This window comes from Mycobacterium gastri (assembly GCF_002102175.1).
Classification (GTDB): domain Bacteria; phylum Actinomycetota; class Actinomycetes; order Mycobacteriales; family Mycobacteriaceae; genus Mycobacterium; species Mycobacterium gastri.
Genome location: NZ_LQOX01000077.1, coordinates 71,276 through 97,228 on the forward strand (window position 1 = coordinate 71,276; position 25,953 = coordinate 97,228).

Annotated in this window: 24 protein-coding genes and 2 pseudogenes; 17 read left to right on the top strand and 9 right to left on the bottom strand. The window is 65.0% G+C overall.

The annotated features are described in order from the left end of the window. The first annotated feature begins 124 nt into the window (after nucleotides 1–124). From AWC07_RS07410 to AWC07_RS07430, 5 genes and pseudogenes are all read left to right on the top strand, one after another. Nucleotides 125–622 carry a Jag family protein gene (locus AWC07_RS07410; protein ID WP_425271228.1) on the top strand — a complete coding sequence of 166 codons (498 nt, stop codon included), beginning with the start codon at nucleotides 125–127 and terminating at the stop codon, nucleotides 620–622. 166 nt (nucleotides 623–788) lie between these two features. Further along, entirely contained in the window at nucleotides 789–1,466 is a 678-nt protein-coding gene (gene rsmG / locus AWC07_RS07415; RefSeq protein WP_244187511.1) for a 16S rRNA (guanine(527)-N(7))-methyltransferase RsmG, read from the top strand. Nucleotides 1,467–1,666: 200 nt separating this feature from the next. Continuing rightward, complete coding sequence (locus AWC07_RS07420; protein WP_244187509.1) at nucleotides 1,667–2,650, top strand: ParA family protein; 984 nt, start codon at nucleotides 1,667–1,669, stop codon at nucleotides 2,648–2,650. After that, nucleotides 2,647–3,627 (top strand): ParB/RepB/Spo0J family partition protein, encoded by a 981-nt coding sequence (locus AWC07_RS07425; RefSeq protein ID WP_036418432.1) that lies wholly within the window; start codon nucleotides 2,647–2,649, stop codon nucleotides 3,625–3,627. The genes AWC07_RS07420 and AWC07_RS07425 overlap by 4 nt, the downstream gene beginning before the upstream one ends. Before the next feature lie 356 nt (nucleotides 3,628–3,983). After that, nucleotides 3,984–4,709: pseudogene (locus AWC07_RS07430) on the top strand (acetyltransferase); the annotation flags it as partial. A gap of 81 nt (nucleotides 4,710–4,790) precedes the next feature. On the opposite strand, the gene cwlM reads toward AWC07_RS07430, so the two are convergent. The 9 genes and pseudogenes from cwlM to AWC07_RS07470 form a co-directional block, all read right to left on the bottom strand. Continuing rightward, nucleotides 4,791–6,011, bottom strand: a complete 1,221-nt coding sequence (gene cwlM / locus AWC07_RS07435) for an N-acetylmuramoyl-L-alanine amidase CwlM (RefSeq protein WP_036418430.1) — start codon at nucleotides 6,009–6,011, stop codon at nucleotides 4,791–4,793. 534 nt (nucleotides 6,012–6,545) lie between these two features. Continuing rightward, nucleotides 6,546–6,659, bottom strand: a pseudogene (locus AWC07_RS28515) (IS3 family transposase); the annotation flags it as partial. Nucleotides 6,660–7,229: 570 nt separating this feature from the next. Next, complete coding sequence (gene trxA / locus AWC07_RS07440; RefSeq protein WP_036418428.1) at nucleotides 7,230–7,583, bottom strand: thioredoxin; 354 nt, start codon at nucleotides 7,581–7,583, stop codon at nucleotides 7,230–7,232. After that, on the bottom strand, nucleotides 7,580–8,578 hold the full coding sequence (gene trxB, locus AWC07_RS07445; protein WP_036418426.1) for a thioredoxin-disulfide reductase: 999 nt from the start codon (nucleotides 8,576–8,578) through the stop codon (nucleotides 7,580–7,582). The genes trxA and trxB overlap by 4 nt, the downstream gene beginning before the upstream one ends. Nucleotides 8,579–8,677: 99 nt before the next feature. Then, a complete protein-coding gene (locus AWC07_RS07450) occupies nucleotides 8,678–9,439 on the bottom strand; it encodes a hypothetical protein (protein ID WP_036418423.1) in 762 nt (253 codons plus the stop codon). 80 nt (nucleotides 9,440–9,519) lie between these two features. Next, complete coding sequence (sigM, locus tag AWC07_RS07455) at nucleotides 9,520–10,086, bottom strand: RNA polymerase sigma factor SigM (protein ID WP_036418422.1); 567 nt, start codon at nucleotides 10,084–10,086, stop codon at nucleotides 9,520–9,522. 63 nt (nucleotides 10,087–10,149) lie between these two features. Beyond that, nucleotides 10,150–13,713, bottom strand: coding sequence for a lipid II flippase MurJ (locus tag AWC07_RS07460; RefSeq protein ID WP_085105017.1), 3,564 nt, complete (start codon nucleotides 13,711–13,713; stop codon nucleotides 10,150–10,152). Next, nucleotides 13,710–16,112 carry a hypothetical protein gene (locus AWC07_RS07465; RefSeq protein WP_036417377.1) on the bottom strand — a complete coding sequence of 801 codons (2,403 nt, stop codon included), beginning with the start codon at nucleotides 16,110–16,112 and terminating at the stop codon, nucleotides 13,710–13,712. Before AWC07_RS07465 ends, AWC07_RS07460 begins: the two co-directional genes overlap by 4 nt. After that, nucleotides 16,109–16,849, bottom strand: a complete 741-nt coding sequence (locus AWC07_RS07470) for an NUDIX hydrolase (RefSeq protein ID WP_036417376.1) — start codon at nucleotides 16,847–16,849, stop codon at nucleotides 16,109–16,111. The genes AWC07_RS07465 and AWC07_RS07470 overlap by 4 nt, the downstream gene beginning before the upstream one ends. Before the next feature lie 308 nt (nucleotides 16,850–17,157). On the opposite strand from AWC07_RS07470, the gene AWC07_RS07475 reads away from it, so the two are divergent. The 12 genes from AWC07_RS07475 to AWC07_RS26680 all read left to right on the top strand — a co-directional run bounded on the left by AWC07_RS07475 (nucleotide 17,158) and on the right by AWC07_RS26680 (nucleotide 25,361). Next, the gene (locus tag AWC07_RS07475; RefSeq protein ID WP_036414513.1) at nucleotides 17,158–18,600 is read left to right on the top strand and encodes a CCA tRNA nucleotidyltransferase; all 1,443 of its coding nucleotides are present in this window, start codon (nucleotides 17,158–17,160) and stop codon (nucleotides 18,598–18,600) included. A 24-nt stretch (nucleotides 18,601–18,624) separates the two neighbouring features. Beyond that, the gene (locus tag AWC07_RS07480) at nucleotides 18,625–19,134 is read left to right on the top strand and encodes a hypothetical protein (protein ID WP_036414511.1); all 510 of its coding nucleotides are present in this window, start codon (nucleotides 18,625–18,627) and stop codon (nucleotides 19,132–19,134) included. 94 nt (nucleotides 19,135–19,228) lie between these two features. Continuing rightward, complete coding sequence (locus tag AWC07_RS07485) at nucleotides 19,229–19,543, top strand: DUF2563 family protein (protein WP_036414514.1); 315 nt, start codon at nucleotides 19,229–19,231, stop codon at nucleotides 19,541–19,543. Nucleotides 19,544–19,713: 170 nt separating this feature from the next. Beyond that, complete coding sequence (locus AWC07_RS27470; RefSeq protein ID WP_167380028.1) at nucleotides 19,714–19,893, top strand: hypothetical protein; 180 nt, start codon at nucleotides 19,714–19,716, stop codon at nucleotides 19,891–19,893. A gap of 19 nt (nucleotides 19,894–19,912) precedes the next feature. Next, nucleotides 19,913–20,170 carry a YrhB domain-containing protein gene (locus AWC07_RS07490; protein WP_167380029.1) on the top strand — a complete coding sequence of 86 codons (258 nt, stop codon included), beginning with the start codon at nucleotides 19,913–19,915 and terminating at the stop codon, nucleotides 20,168–20,170. 182 nt (nucleotides 20,171–20,352) lie between these two features. Then, nucleotides 20,353–20,664 carry a WXG100 family type VII secretion target gene (locus tag AWC07_RS07495; protein WP_036414505.1) on the top strand — a complete coding sequence of 104 codons (312 nt, stop codon included), beginning with the start codon at nucleotides 20,353–20,355 and terminating at the stop codon, nucleotides 20,662–20,664. After that, complete coding sequence (locus AWC07_RS07500; protein ID WP_036414502.1) at nucleotides 20,657–20,947, top strand: WXG100 family type VII secretion target; 291 nt, start codon at nucleotides 20,657–20,659, stop codon at nucleotides 20,945–20,947. Before AWC07_RS07495 ends, AWC07_RS07500 begins: the two co-directional genes overlap by 8 nt. Nucleotides 20,948–20,951: 4 nt before the next feature. Further along, on the top strand, nucleotides 20,952–21,746 hold the full coding sequence (locus AWC07_RS29500; RefSeq protein WP_051508036.1) for a WXG100-like domain-containing protein: 795 nt from the start codon (nucleotides 20,952–20,954) through the stop codon (nucleotides 21,744–21,746). 10 nt (nucleotides 21,747–21,756) lie between these two features. Beyond that, nucleotides 21,757–22,977: a hypothetical protein gene (locus tag AWC07_RS29505; RefSeq protein ID WP_341865243.1), complete on the top strand. Its 1,221-nt coding sequence runs from the start codon at nucleotides 21,757–21,759 to the stop codon at nucleotides 22,975–22,977. A gap of 107 nt (nucleotides 22,978–23,084) precedes the next feature. Then, nucleotides 23,085–23,405, top strand: coding sequence for a glycohydrolase toxin TNT-related protein (locus AWC07_RS29510; protein WP_139829591.1), 321 nt, complete (start codon nucleotides 23,085–23,087; stop codon nucleotides 23,403–23,405). A gap of 17 nt (nucleotides 23,406–23,422) precedes the next feature. Next, the gene (locus tag AWC07_RS07510) at nucleotides 23,423–24,055 is read left to right on the top strand and encodes a hypothetical protein (RefSeq protein ID WP_139829592.1); all 633 of its coding nucleotides are present in this window, start codon (nucleotides 23,423–23,425) and stop codon (nucleotides 24,053–24,055) included. Between the two features lie 907 nt (nucleotides 24,056–24,962). After that, nucleotides 24,963–25,361 carry a hypothetical protein gene (locus tag AWC07_RS26680; RefSeq protein ID WP_139829593.1) on the top strand — a complete coding sequence of 133 codons (399 nt, stop codon included), beginning with the start codon at nucleotides 24,963–24,965 and terminating at the stop codon, nucleotides 25,359–25,361. Nucleotides 25,362–25,953 lie beyond the last annotated feature (592 nt).

Genomic DNA, 25,953 nt, shown 5'->3' on the forward strand with positions numbered 1-25,953 from the left:
GCGAAACATCGCCAACACTGACCCGTGAGTGAGGGAGAAAGACATGACTGATGCCGAAACCACCGAACTCGACATAGAGCGCAAGGCGGCGGCGGGGGATGTCCCAGACGTCGGAGAAGACGTGATGCCGGCGGAGGTCGGTGCCGACGAGACCGACCTCGAAGAGCGGTTGGTCGCCGAGGGAGAGATCGCCGGGGACTACTTGGAAGAGTTGTTGGATCTTCTGGACTTCGACGGCGATATCGATCTGGACGTCGAGGGTAACCGCGCGGTGGTGAGCATCGACGGCAGCGACGACCTGAACAAGTTGGTGGGTCGCGGGGGAGAGGTGCTGGATGCTCTGCAGGAGCTCACCCGATTGGCAGTGCATCAGAAGACCGGAGTGCGCAGTCGGTTGATGCTCGACATCGCAAGCTGGCGCCGGCGGCGCCGAGAAGAATTAGCGGCATTGGGGGAAAAGGTGGCGCGCCGTGTTGCCGAGAGCGGTGAACGTCAGGAGCTCGCGCCGATGACACCGTTCGAACGCAAGATCGTCCACGATGCCGTGGCGGCGGTGCCCGGTGTGCACAGCGAAAGCGAGGGTATTGAGCCGTCGCGCCGAGTTGTGGTGTTGCGCGACTAACCCGTTATCCGACCGCTATCTCGGCGCGACCTGGTGTCGGTGAGTTACAGCTATGTGGTTCCGGCGGCAGGGCCGTCGGCGGTGCTCGGAAGATCGGAGAATGTTTCACGTGAAACATGGACGCTTTCCCGAGCCGCGCAGGCTGGTGCGAGCCGGGTTGGAACCGATGCATCCCGACCGGTCCGCCATCCCGGAGGCGATCTTCGGTGACCGGCTTGGACTTGCCCGGAGATACGCCGACTGGTTGGCGGGACCCGGGGCCGAACGCGGGTTATTGGGCCCCCGTGAGGCCGAGCGAATGTGGGAGCGGCACCTATTGAACTGTGCCGTGATCGGCGAACTTGTGGATCCCGGTGAGCGGATAGTTGACATCGGTAGCGGCGCTGGACTGCCCGGTGTGCCGCTGGCCCTCGCACGGCCCGACCTTCGAATCGTTCTGCTGGAGCCGCTGCTGCGCCGCAGCGAATTTCTGCGGGAGGTCGTCGCGGACCTGGGGCTGGCAGTGGATGTGGTGCGGGGCCGAGCCGAGGACCCGGCGGTACGGAAGCGGCTTGGCGCCAGCGATGCCGCGGTGTCGAGAGCGGTGGCCCCATTGGACAAATTGACGAAGTGGAGTATGGCGTTGCTGAAGCGTGACGGGCGAATGCTTGCGATCAAGGGAGAGCGGGCTGCCGATGAAGTGGAAAAGTATCGGCGTGTAATGGCCGCATCGGGTGTGCGTGATGTCAGGGTAGTGGAATGTGGCGCGAACTATTTACGGCCAATCGCAACCGTGGTGGTGGCCCGGCGCGAAGGACGGGACCGACCGCAGCGGGGGCAATCAGCGCACCGGGTAACGATATGAACGCGCGGCGACTTTTCGGCGCACCGGCACCAGCTGTTCCTGCGGCGGAGCCGGGGATCTTGTCGGCTCGGCCTGCGTCGCTCGCTTCAGTAGGCGCGCCCAGCGGGGAAGTATCCGCAGTCTGCGCCATGCCGCCGGGGTCCGAGGTCGCGCCGACGGTTACCGCCCACTCGGCGAGGACCTCGGCGGGTGCCAATGCGATGGATAGCGGTAGGCCGACAGCCTTGCTACCGCCAGATTTGGCGTCGGCGGCGGAAACAACGCACAATCCCACGGTGAATGTTTCACGTGAAACATCAACCGAAATCGACACCCCGATCGGCGCCGCGGCCGAACGCGCCATGCGCGTCCTACACACCACCCATGAACCGTTGCCGCGCCCGCATCAGCGGCGCCTATTCACCGTCGCCAACCAGAAGGGCGGTGTGGGCAAGACGACCACCGCCGTCAACCTCGCCGCCGCCCTTGCTGTGCAGGGACTCAAGACGCTCGTCATCGATCTCGATCCACAGGGCAACGCGAGCACGGCGCTAGGCATCACCGAACGGCAATCCGGGACGCCGTCGTCCTACGAAGTGCTCATCGGCGAGGTGTCGTTGCGGCAGGCGATACGGCGTAGCCCTCACAGCGAACGACTGTTCTGCGTGCCGGCGACAATCGACCTCGCCGGCGCCGAGATCGAACTGGTGAGCATGGTGGCGCGCGAGAACCGGTTGCGTACCGCGCTGGCCGAGCTCGACAATCTCGACTTCGACTACGTCTTTGTCGACTGCCCCCCGTCGTTGGGACTGCTCACCATCAACGCACTGGTCGCCGCCCCGGAAGTGCTGATCCCGATTCAGTGTGAGTATTACGCGCTGGAGGGCGTGTCACAGCTGATGCGCAATATCGAGATGGTGAAGGCACACCTCAACCCCGAACTCAAAGTCACCACGGTAATCCTGACGATGTACGACGGACGCACGAAGCTGGCCGATCAGGTGGCGGAAGAGGTCCGCCGGTATTTCGGAAGCAAGGTCTTGCGGACGGTGATTCCACGCAGCGTCAAGGTATCGGAGGCGCCGGGCTACAGCATGACGATCATCGATTACGATCCCGGTTCGCGTGGAGCAATGAGCTACCTCGATGCCAGTCGCGAACTAGCCGATCGTGATCGACCATCAGCCGGGAAGGGACGACTATGACACAGCCGTCACGCCGGAAAGGCGGCCTTGGGCGGGGACTGGCTTCACTGATTCCCACCGGTCCTGCCGACGGTGAGGCGGGGCCGTCGTTCGGCCCACGGATGGGGTCGGCGACCGCCGACGTCGTGATCGGCGGGCCCACGCTCGACGCCAGCCCGATGGGTGCGGTGTACCGCGAAATAGACCCGTCGGACATCGAGGCGAATCCTCGGCAACCGCGCCAGGTTTTCGACCAAGAGGCGCTGCAGGAATTGGTGCACTCGATCCGCGAGTTCGGGCTCTTGCAGCCGATTGTCGTGCGGGCGATCGAGGCAACACCGAGCGGTGCGCGCTACCAAATCGTGATGGGCGAGCGACGTTGGCGCGCTGCCCAAGAGGCCGGCCTGCCCACGATTCCCGCTATCGTGCGCGAAACCGGTGACGACAGTCTGCTACGCGACGCCCTGTTGGAAAACATCCATCGGGTCCAGTTGAACCCGCTGGAGGAGGCGGCCGCCTACCAACAGCTACTCGATGAATTCGGCGTCACCCACGATGAACTGGCCGCACGCATCGGCCGGTCGCGCCCGTTGATCACCAACATGATCCGGTTGCTCAAACTCCCGATCCCCGTTCAGCGCCGGGTAGCCGCAGGGGTGCTGTCGGCTGGTCATGCGCGCGCGCTGCTGTCGCTGGAGGCCGGGCCGGAGGCACAGGAGGAACTGGCGAGCCGGATCGTTGCTGAGGGCCTGTCGGTGCGAGCCACCGAGGAGGCCGTCACCCTGGCCAACCGAGCCGGTGCCAGCACACCGACCCCGCCGCGGCGCAAACCGATCCAAATGCCCGGACTTCAAGACGTTGCCGAGCGACTGTCGACCGCCTTCGACACCCGGGTCACGGTCAGCCTTGGCAAGCGCAAGGGCAAGATCGTGGTGGAGTTCGGCTCGGTGGACGATTTGCAGCGGATCATCGGCTTGATGACCGATACCAAGGTGTGAGCGGTAACAGCGGGTAATTACGTCACTGTGACACTGACGCGGTTCCGGAATAGGGAGGCAGTGCTCGTTGCGGTGTACTTCGATGCAGACCCTATGCGCGCCAAGGGTTTTCGTGACGCCGCCGATACACTGTGATCAGCGGAGCCAGTCATGACGCGGCAGCGGCCGGTGGCGGCCCGGGTGGCCAACCGATACTGGCCCAACCGCGACCAACTCTCCTATCCTGGAGAGGTTGCTGGTGCACATCAGCCGGGGGAGATCGGGGCTGTGGGCGTGGCCGTGCGACAACGCGGACCGAAGGGCCCGCAGAGGAGCGGGGCTGACGGTTGCAGTACCGCACGGAGGCCAGGAGACTAGTGTCTGCTCGTATTACAGCGCTGCGGCTCGAAGCCTTCGAGCAGCTTCCCAAGCACGCGCGCCGGTGCGTCTTCTGGGAAGTGGACCCCGCGACCCTGGGCAACGATCACCACCTTGCCGACCCCGAATTCGAAAAAGAGGCCTGGCTGTCAATGGTGATGTTGGAGTGGGGTTCGTGCGGTCAGGTGGCGACGGCCATCCCGGATGAACGCAGTGACGCCGAACCGCCCTGTTTGGGGTATGTGTTCTACGCTCCGCCCCGAGCGGTACCGCGGGCCCGTCGGTTCCCGACGGCCCCGGTGTCTGCCGATGCGGTGCTGTTGACGTCGATGGGTATCGAACGCGGACAAGCCCCCGATGATTTGCCGCACAGCCTGATCGCTGGGGTGGTCGACGAACTGGTCCGACGCGGGGTACGCGCGCTGGAGGCTTTCGGCCGCACTGCGGAGGTGGCCGACTTACAGGATCCTGGATCGGTCGATCCCGAGGTGCGCCCGGTGCTCGAGGCCGTCGGTGACTGCTCCGTCGACCACTGCGTCATCGATGCAGACTTCTTGACCGACATGGGTTTTGTGGTGGTGGCCCCGCACAGGTACTTCCCGCGGTTGCGGCTCGAACTTGACAAAGGCTTTGGGTGGAAGGCCGAGGTAGAGGCGGCTTTGGAGCGATTGCTGGAAAATGCGCAGCTGCAACAACCCGTGGGGGCGGCTACTGCGGCCAGTTCCAGGGCCAGTTCCAGGGCCAGTCAAGGCCAGCAATGCCCTCTGACGGCTCGGAAAACGATGTGCCCTGGGAACTTCAAGAATTCAGGAACCGCCGAGCCGGCTGGCCCGCTCCACCGACAGCTCGTGGGCCAATAACTCGGCGAAAGTAAAAGTGCCTGTGGGCCGGTCGTTTTTGCCCAACAAGTAGAGGCGCTTGACGGCGGCAAGAATACCTTCGGCAATGGCGTCGCGGGTCTGTGTTGAGACCAGCATCTGTCGGTCATGGGGGTTGGTGATGTAGCCGATGTCGACTTGAACGGTCGGCATCCGAGTCAGCCGCAACAGATCCCATGTCCGGCCATGGGTACGGCAATCCCGTAAACCAGTGCGCGCCACTACTTCTCGCTGAATGAAGTCAGCCAGATTGCGACCGATGGTGGAGACCGACCCGTGCGAGTTGCCGAAGTGGAACGAGGCGACGCCGTTAGCCGAAGGGCTGGCTTGGGTTTCGCAGCGCAGGCTGATCATCAGGTCTGCGCCAACCGCATTGGCGGTGGCGGCGCGTTCGGCATCTGACGGGCTGCGGTTGGCTGGTCGGGACAGAAAGGTCTCCATGCCGATGGCCGACATTCGTCCTTCGAGGCGACTCGCCAAGTCCCACAAGACGTCTGCCTCGCTGATCGGCCCGGCTGGGCCCTGGGTGATCAGGCCGTGATCGGCGCCGCCGCGGCCGGGATCGACGATGATGCGCTTGCCGGACAACTTGGGACCCGAACGACGGACCAGCTCCTCTTCCCGAATCGCGTGCGGCGAGCCGCCGCTGACCCGCGAACTGAGAAAGTACAAGGACCGCAACGTTTCCGGGCCGCAGATACCGTCGGCGGCGAGCCCGTACTCACGCTGGTACGACATCAGCGCATTGTGGGTCTGCAACCCGAAATATCCGTCGACCAGCCCCGTGTAGAACCCGAGATCTTGTAGTCGAGCCTGTAGTGTCGCGACATCGTCGCCGTATAGGGGCGCGCCGAATTGGTGATAGAGCGTGCGGGCGCCGAGCCGATAGGAAGCCTCCTTCAGCGCCCGATAGGTGGCCTCGCCGACGATTCCGTCAACAAGCAGTCCACGATGCTGCTGGAAAGCCCGTACCGCTTGGTCGAGTTCGGTGTCGAAGACCTCGAGCGCGACGTGGCGGCCCGTGGTCAGATCTTCGTCGGGATTATCCAGCATCCCCAGCGCGGCCAGCGCAGCGCGGATCTCGGTGACAGCGGCGCTACGGTCACCACAGCGCAGCGCGTCGCCGTCTTCGCGGCGCGGACTCGGCATACCAAAGGCCCTCCAGGACTCACTGATCTCGCTGACAAATGCAACACAGCTAGCCGCCATTGTCGCAGACGCTTCCCAATTTCGGGAAAACCCCAGGCCGATCTGGGGCCCGACGCGTCGTCCAGGTGGCGGTTAGTCGCAGCACCGCAACTGTTGCGACGATGACCGGCGCGGCGGCATTGTGACCTGTGACGGCTTTTCGCAACTAAACCTGGGCGGATTGGGTAATTGCGCGATGCTCTTTGCTGCGCGAGCGCGCGGCGGCTTTCGATGGCCAGCAGGCACGGGGCGATGGTGGTGACCGGCTTAGCGAATTCATCGGCGAGTTTGTCGACTTGACGGGTCAGCGCCTATATGCCTGCTGAATTTCGAACGGTTTTCCAAAATCAAGTCGAATCCGTCTTGAAGGTCTTGCCCCCGGGCCAAACATGTTGGAGTGGCAGGTCCCCGATAGTCGGTCCACCCGGTTCTAGAGCCAGGTTGTTGTTGATATCGGTTCGAGTTGATCGCGCAGGACACCACCGGCGTATGCGTGTGGGTGCATCGGGCAGCGTACTCGGCAGGGGTCAGATAGCCCAGCGCCGAGTGCCGATGTCGACGATTGTGTTCATGCTTGAAGTCGCCGATCACCACCTGGGCTTCGAGCAGGTTGGTCCAATGGTCTAGCTAGGCTAGGCGCCCGAGCGCCTGTTCCAGGCGAATCCCGTCGACAGATAACAAGATTCGAGTATCGCAAAGCGAAGGTGACTGAAGAGCGGTGCCGTGCTGAACGACTGGAAAGAAGGACGCTGACACGCTCGGCGTTGGTGCAAGTCGGTCGCGGTGTTCGGCGGTGCGGATACGGATCATTCCGGTGTGTGCCGACGGCCTACGAAAGTGGCTGCACGGGAGCAGAGTTCGCGTCAGACAGGGAATCTGAACCGCAGAACGGCGACGCTTCGGTCGCGGGCGTTTATGGCTGCTGGCGGGAGCGGGATGCGCAAAGTCGACCGTTCGGGCGGATCCGGAAAGCGCTCTGTCCAACCAGATTTCACCGGAGGGATGGTCACGGGTGCTCCCACGCATCCTCGCGTAGCAGAGGGCGCCACCGGCCGCTCCCGGACCCGAACTGCGTGAGCACCGAACCGCCGCATTCCGAGTCCCGGCCGCCGCGACTGTGTGCAAGCGGCATCGCCGCTACACCCCCGACGGGCCGTGAATCGGGTATCGGCCGAGCTGCTAGCCGACGTTCGGTACCACGTCGGAGATCTCGCGCAGCAATGCCGCTTTCCCTTTGGCCCCGACGATTCGTTTCACCGGCTGGCCGTCCTTGAACAGGATCATCGTGGGAATCGAGATGACCTGAAAGTCGCGCGCGGTTTGCGGGTTAGCGTCCACGTCGAGCTTGGCCACCGTGAGGCTGCCCGAACGTTCGGCGGCGATCTCTTCGAGCACCGGCGCCACCATCTTGCACGGGCCGCACCAGGTAGCCCAAAAGTCAACCAGCACAGGCGTATTACTGGACAGCACGGTGGTGGAAAAGGATGCGTCGGAAACTTCGATTGTGGCGCCGGACTTCTCGGAATCGGTCATTGTTGTGCTCCAATCAGCGTGTCGGTACTGTCGGCGTGCCCCGTTGCTTCGCGTTCGGCCAGCCAGCGTTCGGCGTCGATGGCAGCGGCACAACCGCTGCCGGCCGCGGTGACCGCCTGCCGGTAGGTGCGGTCGACCAAGTCTCCGGCGGCGAATACCCCGTCCAGCGAAGTGCTTGTGGTGCCGCCTTTGACCAGCACGTAGCCGTCTGGATCCAGATCGACGGCATCGCGCACCAGGCCGGATCGCGGCTCGTGTCCGATCGCGACAAAGACGCCGGTTACCGGCAGCGCGGTTTCTTCACCGGTGGCGGTGTCGCGCAACCGCAATCCGGTGACGGTCGCGTCCCCGTCCACGGCGAGCACCACCCTGTTGGTCAGGATGTCGATCTTGTCGTTTGCCTGGGCACGGTTGAGCATGATTTTGGAGGCCCGGAACTCGTCGCGGCGGTGCACCAGCGTGACACTACGGGCAAACCGCGTCAGGAAGGTGGCCTCCTCCATGGCCGAGTCTCCGCCGCCGATGACGGCGATGTCCTGGTCACGGAAGAAGAATCCGTCACAGGTGGCACACGAACTCACTCCGCGCCCGAGCAGCTCCTGCTCGCCGGGCACGTGCAGGTAGCGCGCCGCCGCACCCATCGCCAGGATCACGGCCCGAGCGCGGTAGGTTTCGCCCTCGGCGGTGACGACGGACTTGATCGGTGCGTCCAGCGATACCGACTCCACGTCCTCCATGCGCAGATCCGCACCGAACCGCAGCGCCTGTTCCCGCATCTGGTCCATCAACTCGGGACCGGTGATGCCGTCGCGGAAACCCGGGTAGTTCTCCACCTCGGTGGTGGTCATCAGTGCGCCGCCGAATGAGGTGCCTTCGAACACCAGCGGAGCCAACTGCGCCCGGGCGGTGTAGAGAGCGGCGGTGTACCCGGCAGGACCGCTGCCGATGATGATCACGTCGTGGATGGTGTCTTGAGTGGCGGAGGCGGCGGTCATGCGGGCCTTTCGGGTGCGGAAAGCTGGACTCGGACTTTTATGAACGCCAGCGTAGGCACTGGTGTTCCCTTCCGCGCGCTGGACCAGGTCGGGATGCCGCTACGAGCCGGTGGCTCGGGCAACTGTGGTGCTGGCCAACAGGCCGGTGTCGGCGGCGCTGCAGTTGAGGGCCACCGCGTAGACCGCCACCGTATCGGGGCCGTCGCCGGGGACCACCAACAGCACCCCGGGGCGGGAGTTGATGCCGATCGGCTGTGCGCCCAGGATCTGTGCGGACGCCGGGTAGCCCAGCCCGTTCAGGCAGGACGCGCGCCGTGACGGGTCGGCGAGGGCGGCGTCGGCCGGGCCGTAGTCGGGTGTGCGTTGCAGCAGTTCCAGGATCTGTTCGTGCGACAGCGGAATCACCGGTGGCGGCGTCGAGACGGTGATGTGCATCGCCGTGGTGGGCGTGCTAGGCGCCGGTGCGGGCGCAGTGACCAGTGCGGCGGTACCGACGCCGATCGCTGCCACGGCGGCACAGAGCCCGGCTATCCCGGCAAGGATTTTCGCCGGGCGGATGCGCGGTCGGGCTGCGTGAGTGGCGGGCGACTCACTGGAAGCCGCGGACCGCAACGTCCGGGAAATTTTGGCGGTGACGTCGGTGGGAGGATCCGGCGCGGCCGCCGGATCAGCTCCGGCGGCCGCGAGGTCGCGGCGCACCTGCTGCAGGGCACGCAGGATTGCCGCTGCCTGCGGGTCGGTGCGGACTCGTCGGCGGATGCCAGCGGCCGCTTCGTCGTCGAGCAGGCCTGCCTGCAGCTCGGCGAGGAGCTCGACGGTCAGCGGCGGGTTCGCGTCGGCGTCGTGTCCGGTTTCATTCATCCGGCCCAGTGTCCTTCATGCCCAGTTCGATGACCAGGGACCGGACGGCCCAGAAACGCGCGGGTCCCTGCTAACCGGTGCTAACCGATGTCCAGGGCGCGAGTTCCGGTGTCGAGGTAGCCCAGCAGCCGCGCCAGCCGTGCCCGCCCGCGGGCGCAGCGGCTCTTGACGGTGCCCTCGGCCACGCCCAGCATGCGCGCCGTGTCGGCGATCGAATACCCCTGCATGTCGACCGCGATCACTGCGGCCCGTTGCTCGACCGGAAGCTGCAGCAGCGCTCGCTGCACCAAGATCTCGGTCTCGACTCGGGCCGTTGCATCCGGAACCGAATGCACGTCGTCGAGCGGGGCGGTCGGCCGGGCCCTGGCCTGGCGCAGCCGGTCCAGGCAGGCATTGACCACGATGCGGTGCAGCCAGCTGCAGACCGCTGCGTCATACCGAAAGGAGGCCGCGCAGCGGTGCGCCGAGATCATCGCGTCTTGCAGTGCGTCCTCGGCGTCTTCGGGGGTGCGGCTGGTGAGCCGGGCCAACCGGTACAGGTGGCGCTGATGGCGGCGGAACAACTGCTCGAAGGCATGGTGCTCGCCGGCGACGTGAGCGGCCAACAGTTCGGCGTCACTGCGTTCCCGCCTGCCCCCAAAACCCACGGCCGGACAGTAACCAATCGGTAGCCGCAGGGCACTTCACTCGTTTGCGGCGCTGTGCGGAAATCAGGATGCGGCCTGGACGGTGATCTCCGAGATGTCGGCGCGGCTCTTGCCGTCGGTGGTTCCCAACGTTGAAATCCACACCAGCAGGTTGGACGTCGGTGCCGACGATTTGACCGCGATGGTGTTATGGCCGGGCTTGAGTGCGGTGGCCGAGGTCAGCACGGAGGTGTCGTCGAGCTTCGACGGGTTCGGAGTCGGTGACGAGCGAATTTCGACCTTGGTCCCGGTGCTGGAAATGTCGATGGTGACGGCGCCGACCACGGTCGGCTTCGGCAGCTGCAACATCAATCCGACACCGTTCTTGAAAGCCGGGAACGGGACGGCGTCGGAGTAGGTGTCGGTTTGCCAGGAAGTGCTGGGGTTGCCGTCGATAGCCAAATCGGCTTGGCCTGGGTTGTCGGCCTCCCCGTCGGGGGAGAAGACGGTGGCTTTGGTGGGTTTGACGGTGCTGCCGGCGGGGGCAGAAGTGGCCTGCGAGGCCGAAGACGTTTGGGTGTTCAGGCCGAGCTGGTCACGGTTGAGGCCGGCGCCGACGTTGCCGAAGACCTTGTTGATCACCGAGACCAGTACCAGAAGTGCGACCAGCAGAACGGCGGCGCCGGCGCTGATACCGATGAGCAGGTTGCGGCGACGCCGGGCATAGGCTTCGGCGTCCTCCACAGCCGAGCGGCGCGCGGCGGCTGGCGGCGGCGGCTCGACGGGACCGAGCACCTCGGTCCGGTCGGCCACCGCGGTTGCCTGCTGAATCAGGTTCAAAAGCGTTGAGGCACTGCGTATTCCGCCGTCCTCCTGGACTGAGCGTACGGCGACAGCGGAAATCTGGAAGGGAATGTCGCGGTCGACAACGGTCGGTTCGACGGGCTCGCCGGACGCATCCCGTTCGGCCGGGGGGAACCCGCTGCGGGACCCGGACTCCGGCAGCGGCCACTGGTTGACCAGCAAGGCATACAGCGCCGCGCCAATGCCACGGATGTCATCCTGTGGGTTGGCTTCCGGCATGGTCGCCGGATAGGCCAGTACCACGTCGCCTTCGATGCTCACGCGTACCCGGCTGGGGTGGTCGATCGAGAGGGCTACTCCGGCGCGGTGCGCGGCGTCGGCGGCCGCGGCCAGCGACTGCATCGCCCGGATTGCTCCCACGGGCGACGGCGCGGTCTCGGCGACCTCGCGCAACGAACCGCCCCGGATCCATTCGGCGACCACCAGACCCCCGGAGCCGGTGTGCAGGACGTCGAGCACCCGCGCGATACCGGGTTTGTCGATGTGGCTCAGCCGCAGGGTGCGGCCCAGGATCCCCTGGCGCACCTCCTCGGGCAGCGCGCCCTCCGGGTCGACGAACGTCAACGCCACCTGGCGATCCAGCGCGGTGTCCAGGGCCTGCCAGAACCTCAGATGGGGTGTGCCGCCGTGGAAGATCAGCAGACGGTAGCGGCCGTTGGCAATGCGGGCGCCCGGAACCAGGTTGACGTCGTCTCGGGGCACCGACGGTTCCGGACCACGCTCGCGTGGCGCATCAAAGGGAATCGGCCCACGGGTGTCGGCGTCGCCGTTGAGCCGGTCGGGCCGGCGGGGCCGCGACCCGGCACTCCGATCGGGGTCGGTGGGAATGTCGGGCTGAAAGTCGTCGGCAACGGGCCGCGGTAGGTCGGTGCCGGAGACGGCCTCGGACGAGGCGGCACTTTCCGATGGGCGGTCGGTCACCTCCGGTCCTTTCGCTATCCCGGCTCTGATTGCCGGAGGTCTGCGCCGGATCGGCTGATGGACCGCAGTTTCCCCCGGCGGGGACGACATTCTTTGCTCAGGGTACGTGACGCGGTAGCGGCCGGACGATCCATCCGCCGCAGCGCCCTTGCGCCGACCGGGTTTGCCGGCCCGAGCGCCGAGGCGATGCCGGATCACCCGCAGCGCCGCCTGCGCCTCCGGGACCTGCGCGCCGAGCATGACCGCGGCCAGAATCGGCACCATGATCAGCCCCAGAAGGAGCAGCCGCAGCAACGAGCCCGCCCCACCGCCGTGGGCGGTCAACTGAGCGAAGCCGAGCAGCCGATCCGCGACGTGGGCAACCAGGCCGGCCAGCAACGATGCGGCCGTCGTCACCAGGATGGTGTGCCCCTCGTGGGCGCCGATCAGCTGGCCACCGCCGGGCCGCAGCGCCCGTCGCAGCAGGTAGTAGCCGATCGTCGCGCCGGCCAGGAATCCGAGCCCGTTGGCCAGTCCCAGATAGCCGGCAACCAGCTCGGGGTCATCGGTGACATGCGGCGCCAGCAGCGAGGCGACGATCTTGACGCCGGTGATGACCACGATGATGACGATCGGCGTCCAGGGTTGCTCCCGGGCGTAGAACACCCGCAGTTGCAGCAGCACCAGCCCGTAGGGAATCAAGGTAAACGCCGACAACGCGATCGCGGCGCCGAGGTATCCGGCATCGACCTGGCCGAAATGTCCGTAGGCGAACAACGCAGTGCCCATCGCTGGCCCGCCGACGGTCATGAAGGCCACCGTGGGGAGCAGCGTGATCATGGTCAATCGGGTGGCCAGCGACAGGTCGGCGAGCACGGCCGGGATGTCGTCGGCGGCGGCGTTGCGGCTCAGTCGCGGCATCACCACGGTCAGCACGGTGACACCGATCATGCCGAACGGCAGCATCAGCACCAGCCAGGTGTAGTTGTAGATCGCCGGGCCCGATGCCGCTGCCGCGCTGGCGATCTGGTTGCCGACGACCAGGCCGAGCTGACTGATCAGCACATACAGCACCATCGCGGCGGCCATCGCACCAAATCGCTTGAGCCGCTGGTCGATTCCCCACAATGGCCGCAGGCTGATGTGCTCGCGCCCGATCGCCGCCAGCAGCACGGCGGTTTGGGCGAAAACCCCCAACGTGGTGCCGATTCCCAGCACCAACAGCTTGGCGTTGCCCATCTTGACCGGGTCGATCGAAAGCTCGCCGGGAACCGCCAGATACACCCCCAGGGTCGCGATGGCGACCACGTTGTTGACGACGGGCGCCCACGCCGGCGGGCCGAAGACGTTGCGGGTGTTCAGGATCGCCATGAACACCGACGACAGGCCGTAGACGAGGACCTGGGGGAGTAGCAGGTAGGCGAAGGCGGTGGTCAACGGCTCGTTGACCTGCGGATTGCGGCCCAGCATCAGGCGCACCAGCAGCGGTGCCGCGGCCACCGACAGTATGGTGGCCACGACCAGCAGCGTGGTGGCCAACGTCACCAGTCGGCGCACGAACGCGGCGCCGCCGTCGGGGTCGTCCTGCTCGGCACGGGCCAGCACCGGCACGAAGATCGCGGTGAAGGTGGCTTCCAGGACCAGCGCGGCCACCAGGTTCGGCAGCTGGTTGGCCACCGAGAACGAGCTGGACAGTGCGGCACCCAGGATCGCGGCCAGCAGCACGATCCGGGCGAAGCCGGTGAGCCTGCTGATCAGCGTCGCGAACGCCATTCCCCACGATCGCGACACCAGAGCGGCATCGGACAGTTCAGCCCGGCGCGGGCCTGGCTGCTGATCCGGGCGCTGCGGCGCTGGGTGCACTCGCCGCGGAGCCGGTCTCATACCCGGTGCTCTTCTTCGACCCGACGGTCGGGCGCACCATGCTGTTGGGTGTGCCGGGCCGGGGGCGGGTCGGGGCGATCCAGGTCGGCGCGGTCGGGCTGGCCGCGGAACCGGTGCCAAAGCCGCCGTCCGGCCAGTGCCACCAGCACTGCCGCGGCGGTGAGAGTGATGGCGAACAGCACCTTGCCGTAGGCGTTGGAGTGCACCGACAACCGCACCGGTTCACCCAGCGCCATGCCGTCGGGCGTCTTGAGCGCCACGTCGATGGCGACCCGCTGGGTGAAGTTGACTTCGATAGGTACCCGCAGCGGCAGATATCCGGGCGGCAGCTCGATTTGCCCGAGGTCGGTGACCGTCATGCCGGGCGGAGCATCGACCTGCAGCTTGACTCGGATGGGTACGGCCAGACCGTTGTGCAGCGCCAGGGGAAGCGGACTGTGTTCGGTGGCCAGGGTGTAGGAGCCGCCCGGGTTGACGATGGTGACCGCACCGAAGAAGTCGTTGATGGTGTTGCCGACCACCGCCAGCCGCTGCTGCGCCAGGCCGTTGCGAGTGTCCGGCGGCACCGACTGGCTCAGCGCGCGCAGCATGTCCTCGCGCAGCGGCGCGGTGTATTGCACGCCGGTCAGCCCGGTGCGGTCATCGGTGGTCAGCGCTGCGGTGAGCTTCCACAATCGGCCGACCTGGCTGGCGATCTGCGCGGTGATGTCGTCGCTGAACCGGCCGCGGGCGGTGGGGGGGTTGGTTTCGGTGCCCGGGGGCTGCGGTGGCTCGGTGCGCGCCGCCGCGTCGGCGATCAGCGCCGGCAGCGGACGCGGCACGGCCAGTCCGGCGTGAATGGTGGTGGCCAGGGCGGTCAGGATGGCCTGCGCGTCGTCACCCTGCAGGTTCCACGTCGCCGGTGGCACCAGGATCTGGGTGCGGGGGGCGGCGTCCGGATACAGGCTGCGCCACAGCACGGCACCCAGGGCGTCCTGGCGGCGGGCGGTGGCCGAGTCGTGACTGATGCGAACCGACAGCGACGAGTCGAGGTAGGTGGGAACGATCGGGTTGGTTCCGGCCGCGGCCAGCGCGGCGCCGACAGCCGGGTCGAACGGCGCGGCGACCAGCTGGGAGGACAGCCGCCGGGGGGTGATATCGGCGTTGGCGGAGGCTCCTTGAGCCGTTTCGGGGGCGGCAAAGTCGGCGGCCGCGATCGCGACCATGCCGTCGTTGGCGCTGAGCAGGTCGACCGCGCGCGTGGTCAACGGCCCGTCCGGCATCAGGGTTGCACCCCGCACGGAGTTGATGTCGAGAATCTTGTCGACGATGTCGCCGGCGCTCACGGTGGCGATCGCGCTCAACCCGGCGTCGTTCACCCGCTGCAACGCGTCCAGGTCGGCCTGGGAGTACGGCAGCGGCGCCACGCAGGTGCGATGAGCCAGCGCGCGCAGCCGGTTCAGCCAGATGGCGGCGGCGGTTTGGCCCGTTCCCGGGTGGGTCGGGGTACCGGGCAGCTGCCCGGGGCCGTCGGGCGAGTCGGACACCACATAGCCGGCGGTCATCGCGTTGACCGTGACGAGCAGATCCGGATCGACCGCCAGACACAGCGCGCGGGTGACCGCGCCCTCAGGGTCGACGTCGCGGCTGGTGGCGAGCTCGGCCGCGGCGAGCAGGGTGTCGAGTCGGCCGCCGTTGGCCAGCGAGTTGGCCAGGTCGTCGTCGACGAGCCGCACCGGAATGGTGCCGCCCGGGACGCCGGGGGCCAGGCGGGGCCGGTCAGCGAGCGGCCACAGCATGGTGATCCATACCGGCTTGGTGGTTTCCGGTGCGACGGCGGTGTCGAAGCCGGCCGCCTTATCGGACTTGTCGGGGGGCACTCCTACGACGGGCAGCAGGAACCGGGCGTTGTCGAGCCGGGCGGGGGCCCCGTAGTCGGGTGTCCCGTTGACGTTGACCAGGATCGGGAAGATACCGGGTTGGTCGATGGTCAACGACGGCTTGGTCAGTGAACGCAGCGGAGCAGACAGGGTGAACCCCGCCGCCTGCCCGCGCTGCAGTTCCGCAGCGACGGTGACGAAGTCGGCGGCCGGCTGGTATTGGTCGGTGGTGCCGTCGAGCGAGGTGCGCAAGGCCGCCGACGACGTGACGGTTCCGGCATGCTCGAGCCGGACCATCACGTCACGGACCGGGCGGTCGCCGATGTTGGTCACCGTGCCGCTGACGGTGACCACTGGGTCGCTGGTGGTGGTGACGACGTCCGGGGTCACCTGATCGATGCGCACCTGCACGAAGGGCGTGGGGGTGGGCTCACCCGCGGTCGCGCGCGGTACTTGGAGCACGCCCGCGAAACCGGCCACGATGCCGATCACGGCGGCGAGGCGCCACAAACCGGCCCAAGGCACTCGCAACGCAGTCACGGCCCGTGAGAGTTCTTTCGGCTCGGCGGCGATCCGTCGGCGTGCCGGGTGCGTGAGTGGGTCGGCGGCCGTCGCCGCGGTGAGCTGGGCGGAAGCGGGGGAAGTGCGGCCGGGCCGTCGGTCTGCAGTTTGTCGATCAGCTCGTCGGCCACCTCGGCCAGGCGGCGTTCGTCGGCGTAGGCCAGCCGCGACGGCAGCTCCCGGATCGGCACCCAGGCCACCTCGGCGACCTCGAGATCGTCGTCGGAAAGCTCGCCGCCGGAGAAGCGCATCAAATAGTGATGCACGGTCTTATGCACCCGGCGGCCGTCGGTGACGAACCAGTAGTCGATGCGGCCCAACGCGGCCAGCACGCTGCCGCGGATTCCGGTTTCCTCGGCGACCTCACGGATCGCGGTCTGTTCGGCCGTCTCGCCCATTTCGATGTGCCCCTTGGGCAGCGACCACAGCATGCGTCCGCGTCGGTCGATACGGCCGATCAGCGCCGCGACCTGCTCGTCACGCGGTCCGTCGATTCCGTCGATGACCAGTCCTCCGGCGGATGTCTCGTGCACCGTGCGCAGCCGGTCCGGACGGCCGCGACGCGAGCGCGGCCGGGCCGGTCTTGCCGATGACGGGGTGGCGGCGCCGTTGCCGGCAGGTTGGACGTCCGTAATATTTTCGGCCGAACCCGCAACGCCACGACCGCGGCGCCGGCCCCGGCGCCGACGTGGTTTGGCTTGTTCGCCCTGCGACACCCAAGCGATATTAGCTGGCACGGGCCGGTCTTCTGGATGTACTCGCCGTCGCGGGCGGCATCGTCGGCGCAGGTTCGGCTGGCCGGGCCGCGTGCGGGCACGCCGGTGGGCGGCCGGCGGCGGACGAGGCGAGTCCCGTCGGCCACTTGCGTCACAGAAGTCTCTGGGTTGGTGGACACGCGATGTGCCTTCCAATGGATCTGATCCGCACGCCGGAGGTGTCGCCGTGTCGCCACGCCGGCGCCGTTCGGGGACCGGACCGGGTGGAATGCTCGAGCGGTTCACCGACCCGACTAGGCTGATCGAACGTGCCCGACACCGTCCAGGATGCCGACCTGCTGACCGCAGCCGCGGTCGCCCTCAATCGGCACGCCGCCGTACTTCGCGAGCTGGGGTCGGCGTTCGCCGAAGAGGGCCACGAGTTGTATCTGGTCGGCGGTTCGGTACGAGATGCACTGCTGGGCCGGTTGAGCCCCGATCTGGATTTCACCACCGACGCCCGTCCCGAGCAGGTCCAAAAGATTGTGCGGCCCTGGGCCGATGCGGTGTGGGACACCGGTATCGACTTCGGCACCGTCGGTGTCGGCAAGGACGCCTACCGGCTGGAGATCACCACGTTTCGCGCCGACAGCTATGACCAGGTGTCGCGGCATCCCGAGGTCTCCTTCGGTGAGCGCCTGCACGACGATCTGGTGCGCCGCGACTTCACCGTGAACGCGATGGCGGTGCGAGTCACGCCAAGCGGTCCCGGCGAGTTTCTTGATCCGCTGGGCGGTTTGGCGTCGCTACGCGACAAGATGCTCGACACCCCGGCACCACCGTCGGAGTCCTTCGGTGACGACCCGTTGCGGATGTTGCGCGCCGCGCGGTTCGTCTCCCAACGGGGCTTCACCGTTGCCCCGCGGGTGCGGACGGCGATCAAAGAGATGGCCCCGCAGCTGGGCCGGATCAGCGCCGAGCGGGTGGCCGCCGAACTGGACAAGCTGCTGCTGGGTGACGACCCGGTCGCGGGCATCGACCTGATGGTGCAGAGCGGAATGGGTGAGGTGGTGCTGCCCGAGGTCGGCGGCATGCGGATGGCGATCGACGAACATCACCAGCACAAGGACGTCTACCAGCATTCGCTGACCGTGCTGCGGCAGGCGATCGCGCTGGAGGATGAGGGCCCGGACCTGGCACTGCGCTGGGCGGCGCTGCTGCACGACATCGGCAAGCCCGCCACCCGCCGGCATGAGGCTAACGGCGGGGTCAGCTTCCACCACCATGAGGTGGTCGGCGCCAAGATGGTCCGCAAGCGGATGCGCGCGCTCAAATACTCCAAACAGATGATCGACGACGTCTCGCAGCTGGTGTATCTACATTTGCGGTTTCACGGCTACGGCGACGGCAAGTGGACCGATTCGGCGGTGCGCCGTTATGTCACCGATGCCGGGCCGTTGCTGTCGCGGCTGCACAAGCTGGTGCGTGCCGATTGCACGACCCGCAACCAGCGCCGAGCGGCCCGGCTGCAGGCCAGTTACGACCGGCTGGAGGAGCGGATAGCCGAGCTGGCCGCCCAGGAGGATCTGGCCCGGATTCGCCCGGATCTCGACGGTAATCAGATCATGAAGCTGCTCGACATTCCGCCGGGTCCGCTGGTGGGTGAGGCGTGGCGCTACCTGAAAGAACTGCGACTGGACCGCGGGCCGCTGAGCACCGAGGAAGCTACCGCGGAACTGTTGGCCTGGTGGAAAACTCGGGGGAACCCCTAGCCCGGGCGTTGCGTCAGATCGGTTATGGACTATTGCCTCGGCGGGGACGACGGATCTGCGGCCATCTGGAGCCGTGCACCCGACCTCGATCTCGACGATGATGGCCGGCTCGATGCGATCGGGCTGGACTTGGATGGCGACGGCCTGCGCGACGATGCGCTGACGGACTTCGACGACGACGGGCTGGCCGACCATGCCGTGCTCGATGTCGACAACGACGGCACGCCGGAAAGCTACTTCACCGATGACGGGTCGGGGACGTGGGCGGTCGCGGTCGACCGGGGCCGACAGGTGCGCTGGTTCGGGCTGGATGGCGTCGAGCACACCGGCGGTCCGCTGGTCGACTTCGACGGCTACGGCCATGCCGACGACAAGTTGATCGACGCCGACGGCGATGGGCTGGCCGACCGGGTGCTGTGTGCCGGGGACGAGGGTGTGACCGCGTATGTCGACACCGACGGGGACGGGCATTGGAACGTAAGGCTGCGTGACACCGACGGCGACGGCGCCGCCGATGGCGCCAGTTCATTGTGAATTGACCGGCTTGCGCCCGGTCGTTAGCCTGGCCCGCGACTGCTGAGCCAAGCCGGCGTGAATGCTGTCCGAAGCTGTCCGAAAAGAGGTGGCGATGTTCGTTGACACTGGATTGCTGCACTTGGGGGCCAACGATTCTCACCGTGCGGGTGACCATGCCCAGGACGGGGTGGGCCGTCTATCGCGCGGACCACTGCTGTCGGGGATGTTCGGAGAGTTTGCCGCAGCCGAGGCATTTCATGGCGCAGTCACCTCGGCACACGCTCAGCAGGTGAAAACGTTGCAGGCCCACCAAGAGGCGCTCGCCGCGGTCGGCGGCAATGCGCGTGGAGCGGCGGCGGGGTTCACCGCGATGGACGAGCGCAACGCCGCGCAGCTGCGGGCGGTGCGATGCAGCTCCGCTACGTAAGCATTCCACTGTTGATCGGCGTAATAACAAGGGAAAGCCACCGTTTCGCGGGGTGGCGGACATGCCGTCCTGGATGCTCTGTGTCTCACGCGACGGACCTACCGATGAAGCACCGACTCCGATTTCAAGTCCCGTTCGCCGGCACTAGGGAAGAAGGACGTAAACCCATCGTGACGGTGGTAGCGCCCGCGCCCCGCGGGGAAGGATTCAACAGCCATGTCGGCGTCAAACTGGACAGCGAGTGCCGCGACACCTTCGATGACCGTAAGGATCACTCCAGCTGGCCGTCGATATCGGTAAGGAAATTCAGCGACCCTGATGCCGCCGGCTACCCAGGGCTGTCTCGGTAGCCAAGTTCACGAGGTATCGATGAAGGAAATGGACCTGAAAAGCGCTCGAATGCGTGCTGTTGAGGCGATCAACAAATTGATGCGAACGGAGCGGCTAGGCGAATTGATGATCGTCGATTCGGCAATCATAGAAACAGAAGAAGCATGGTATTTTCCATACGACGCGGTCGCCTTCGTCGTACATGGAGACATTTCTGCTGCCTTGGCCGGAAATGTGCCCGTGAAGGTACCGAGAGTTGGCGGCGCTCTCACGTACGAAACACCCGCTCGGTCGTAGGGCTTGCCATTTGGTGGAACCGTGGCGGCAAGCTAGGGTTTCGCGCTTAGCGATGGCCTAGTGACGGTCGACAAGACCGACGGGCCGTGCGCTATCGCGATCTTCGGTGGTGTAAGTCACTTCGCTGACGGATAGGCGTCGGCTGAATTGTGGCGACGTGCCGATGTTGTTAGGTTGCCGCCATGGGCGCTGATGACACGTTGCGAGTAGATCCTGTGGTGATGCAGGGTTTCGCCGAGTCGTTGCGTGGTGCGGCTGAGCATTTTGCAACGCAGTTAGCAGATCTTGACTCTGAGGTTGGCGAGGTGCTGGGCGGCTGGCGCGGAGCGTCGGGAAGCTCGTACGGGTCGGCATGGGAGTTGTGGCATCGCGGTGCCGGTGAGGTGCAGCTGGGGTTGTCGATCTTGGCGCAGGCGGTAGCCGAGGCGGGGGCGGGGTATCAGCAAAATGAGACTGCGTCCGCCCAAGCGATGCGTGAGGTCGGTGGTGGCTGAGCCGTTTCGGGTCGATCCGGCGGCGGTGTCGGAGGCGGTGCAGCGGATGGCCGAGTTCGAGCGTCACACCGAAAGCATGCTGGCCGAAATCGACTCGCTGGTGACCCGCTTGCATGTGGCGTGGACGGGGCAGGGTGCGGCGGCTCATGCTGAGGCGCACCGGCATTGGGCTCTGGGTGAGGCGATGATGCGCCAGGCATTGGCTCAACTGCGTGCCGCGGGGCAGGGCGCGCATGCCAATTACACCGGCGCCGTGTCGACGAATAGCCGTATGTGGTCGTGAGCTGATGACCACGCTGGCGGTGGATCCGGCAGCCCTTGATGGCGCCGGTGCGGCGGTCGTGGCTGCGGGTGAGAATCTCGGGTCGGTGACCTCGACGCTGACCGGCGCACTGGCGGGATCTGCTGGGATGGCCGGTGATGATCCGGCCGGCGCGCAGTTCGGACGTGCGTATGACGAGACGGCGGCCACGGTGTTGCAGGCGATGGCCGTTACGCGTAATGGGTTGTGCAACCTCGGCGATGGCGTGCGCATGACCGCGCACAACTACTCGGTGGCCGAGGCCATGTCCGATGTCGCCGGCCGCGCCGCGCCGCTACCGGTGCCGCAGCCGACGAGTTGCGCGGCCGCGAATTCGGCGCCGTCGGCCATTGGTAACGGCGATAGCGCCCCGGCGGGCTGGGGCTGGGTAGCTCCCTACATCGGGATGATCTGGCCCAATGGGGATTCGGGGAAGCTGCGTGCGGCGGCGGCGGCTTGGCGTAACGCCGGCACTCAGTTCGCGGTGGCCGAAATCCACGCTACCGCCGGACCGATGAATGCCATTCGCGCTCAGCAACTCCCGGAAGCAGGGCTCATCGAGGGCGCGTTTTCCGATGCCTACTCCGGCGCGACCGCCATAGTGGGGCAGTGTCAGACCATCGCAACCGGCCTCGACAAATATGCGGCCAAAATCGACGCGGTGCATGCGGCGATCCTGGATCTGCTGGCACGTATCTGCGATCCGCTGACGGGAATCAAAGAAGTCTGGGAGTTTCGTCACCGACGAGGACGAAGACGAGATCGCCCGCATCGCCCATGACATCGCCACCGTGGTCGATAATTTCACCGGCGAAGTTGATGCGCTCGGCAACCAGATCGGTGAGGCCGTTGCGCAGGCCCATACGACGATCACCAACATGGGCCGGCTCGCCGCCAAGGAATGGGAGCAGTTCCTGCAAGCCAATCCGGTGGGACAGGTCATTGATTTTGCGGGGCAGCGGCTGGAAGGACTCGGGAAGGCAGCATGGGGCCTGGGGGAAACGGCCTGGCACTACAACCAGATCCGCGCCCTGCTCGACCCGGTTGGCTATGGCCGCGATGTGGGGGGCATGGCGTTGGGGATGGCGCCGCTGGTCGGCCTCGGCGACGACCACGCGCCCGGAGTCTTGGAGTCGTGGAAGGAGGTCTTGAAAGACAACGTTCACTGGGACGATTGGGCAAGAAGCCCTGGCGAGGCCTACGGAAAAATGGAAGCCGACGTCGCGACGAACTTCTTTCCCGAAGGGCCGGCCGCCAAGTTGGACAGGGCCCGCGAGATCGCCGATAGGCTAAAAGCATTCAGGGAGAGGTTGTTCGGGACCCGTGACCCCGGTGACTCGAAGCCTCCCAGGGCGCCCGCAAGCACTGGCTCAAAAACAGAACCGCCTGATCAGCCTCACCCGCCGACGGACCAAGAGCCGCAATCGGGAAGCCCGACGCCCGGGCCGCAGTCCAAACCCGGAGCCGGAGATAATCCGCTACCCAAGAGCCCCACTGAATCCAAGACACCAGTCGAGAACAAACCAGCCACCGGTGAGGCAGTCAAACCCACCGGGGCACAACCGGATTCGGTGGGTACGCCCGGGGGATCCGTTTCCGCGGCGTCAGGCGAGAAACCACCGCTAATCCATTCGGAACACGGTGGCTCCGTTCCTGCTCAGGCACCAGCGGCTTCGTCGGGCGAATCTCGCTCAGCTGCGCAATTAGCCGCTGGGAGCAAGCCGCTGGCCGCTTCGACACCTACCAGCGAATCTCCAGGTCATTCCACACTCGCAGGCCATCAGCTATCCCACGGTGGGACGCAAAGCGGCGGAGTTGGAGACGCTCACCCAAACGAACCGTCACCACCGCAAGGGGGCGGGCACCGGGATGAAGGCGGCGGCGCACCGCATGAACCCAGCCCTCCTGTGACGATAGCCAGCGCGGCGACCACGGTCAGCATCGTGGTAAAGACGATAAGCCGCCCACCGCAAGGGAAGTTTTTCCTGAGGCGAAAGCTTACGGAGACCTGACCGAGCCGGAATATCAAAATCTATTCGAAGACGAGAATGGCCACCTCATATATCCCGATGCGGATGATCCAGCCAAGCCTTATGCGATTCCCGGAACCGTCCATAATATGACTGAAGCGGAGATCTTGGCGCATTTGAATGGTACATTGCTAGATCGCATTGGTTATCCAGGTGGAGGCTGGCTGGCGCCAGAAGGAACTCCGTATGAGACGCGCGCGATTCCCCATGACAGCTTAGACAAGCCCTATTTCGTGTATGAGGTGCAGGCCGAAAAGGGTCTTCCACCTGGGTGGACAATTGAATATTCACGAGCAGCGCCTTGGTTTGGACAGCCAGGTGGTGGGCCCCAATATCGCATAATGGCGCCAGCAGGTGAGCGCCCCAGAGTCCAAGCCCTCATCGATAGAGGCTTCTTAAAGGTACCATAGAGCACGCAGGAGTTACGATGACCGATTGCTATGTAGATCTGAGCGAATTTCCGCCGTTCTTACATCGGATTGTCAAGTCATGGTATTTGTGGCAAGAAATCTATCTCCGCGAGTTGGGCCGCTGTCCGGGCGGCGATCAGCGCGAACCGAGGGGTCGAGAAACACCTGGGCAGGTTTTTTGGGGTCGACAGCCGCCGGCGATGATCAAAGACTGCGAGCTAGGCCTGGTTGACGATGCTGACGTTTCTTACTACTTGGCGTGCGAAAGTGATGAGTACTATATTGATAGCGAGGAACGGGGTTCGCGGCGAAGGTACTGGATGTTTAGGCGATATGAGGATGCGGAAAAGTATCTGCTTTTCATTATTAGCCAAATGGCCCGGCCTGGAAAGTACACCGATTCGGTCGGTTATCGCTGGGCGCAAGTGGGCTTGAACGACAGGGTTTCTTTGAGCAGGCCGGATCCAGTAAATTATCCGGGACGAGTGAGCCTTAGGGTCGATGAAGAGGCCACTGATCGCGGCTGGATGGCTGAAAGCGACGCGGCAGCAGCGTCGCATATCTTGGTTCTTACGTTCGAGGAACTCGATACATTGCTTCGTGAGGGCATTCCAGCCGATTGGTTCACTATTAATATCGTTACGGATTAACGCAAGCGGCCCGATGGTCACAGCATGGCATTGTGCAAAATTAAATAGGATGGTTGCTATGCCATGCCACACTCTCTGGCGGTGAGCTACCGAACCACAGTCCCACGGTGGGACGCCAAATGCTTTACGCAGGGTCGCTTACCTACGCAATAGCTCTATTGGGCCCACCATAGGCGTGACAGACGGTGGGTGGGCGGAGAGTAAGTGGCAAACAGTCATCCCATCATGGTTTGTCAGTGCACCGTGAGGCGCGTGAGTTCCAATTGGAGGTGAAAGACCTCCAATCTGGTCGTCATACCAGTCGGGATAAAGCTGAGGGCAGTCCAATCTCTTAGGGAACGAGAGAGATTCGGTGGCAAGCGGCCCCAGTAAATCCAGAGCGTGTCAATACCACAAGCTGCCGTGGCGTGCGAACAAAGCGAGAAGGTATGCGCAAGAAATACGCCTCTGACCACTTGTGACACTATAAAGGCCCCCGGATCATCCCAGTGAGCCGAATAGGTGGTCCGAACCCAGTGGCAAACAGTGGCGAACCAGTGGTCCCATCCCAGTTACTAAGGACACGTGCTGGGGCCATTTAGGGTAACCGGGAGGCGGCCCGTCATACATCGAATTCGCGCAGTAACATAGAGCCAGCTGCTTCGACATAGGGGACGCATGGAATGCGGCGACTCCCACGAACGATTGGCCGCGAATCAGCATGTACTTGACATGACAATCGCGAACGGCGACACGGTCACTATATTGGTGCCATTCGATATGCTTGGGCCAGACAGATTTACAGCGGCTGAAATAGGACACTTTGAGTTGCACGGATATCGTCAGTAGTACGATGCTAGGTGGATTCCGCCTATCGGAGGCACAAGCAAATGAAAACGCTCTTGGAGCGGTTTTTAAATGCTTCGACGTGCTGTATCTCGACCCGCAGTACCAGATTACTGATTCGAGCGCGAGCGGTGTGGCGATGAACAATGCCTACCTGATGCTAACAGGACCTGTCATGAGTTGGCAATTGACTGACTCACGATCGAGGTCAGATGTTGCTCAATACCGAGCCACCCAAGCGGTGATATCGGACCATTGGTATACCGTATCACTCCTCAAACAGTATTTGAATGGCAATGATAAAAGTGAGCATCGGTCGGCTGCCGATGAGTTCAAGTGGCTGGGCGTCAATCGCGACCGCGTAGAGCAACTGTTCTCCGAAGCACACACCATCGACACCATTTGCGAGACCCTGCGGACACTCGCTCCAACGCAAATAGATACTGGACACAGTGAAGGGGAGGAGAAGGGGCTTAGCTAATGGCGTGCTGAACAAGCATCTGTTTGCACGTTGCAACAATTTGACGCCGCAACTGGTGGGCATCGGCGTTGGTGTAGGTATCACTCGACCGTAACGCGCGGGTGGATGAGCGTTCGAGAGTAACCTCCGCATCGGCGATATCCGGATCATCGCGTCGCGCCTGGAAGGCTCGCCGGAGTAACGGCGCCAGGCTGGGTTGCGGTATGCATTGACTTGCTGCCACCGTGATGCCTGTTCCACCATCGAAACGGTAGGTTCGGTCGATGGGTTTGCAGGCGTACTTGGCGGCGGCTGCCTCAAACTTCGGACTATTAGGAGGGCACATGGCGGGCAACTTGTCGGAAGACGTTGGTGATAGGTCAGACAACTTCCGACCTGCATCCCCGTCGACGCAGACCTACGCCGCTCAATCCGGGAGGCGGCCTATGTGGCCGGCCATCGCTTTGGGCACGATAGCGACTGTGGTCGCCCTCGTTGCGCTAATCGTGGCGCTCGTTGGCTCCGTGCGCAAGGTTCCGGCAAGCATCACGAAAAGTGCCCGCGAAACGCCCTCGGTGCATCACTTAAGAATGCCCGCGAAATGGTTGATCCT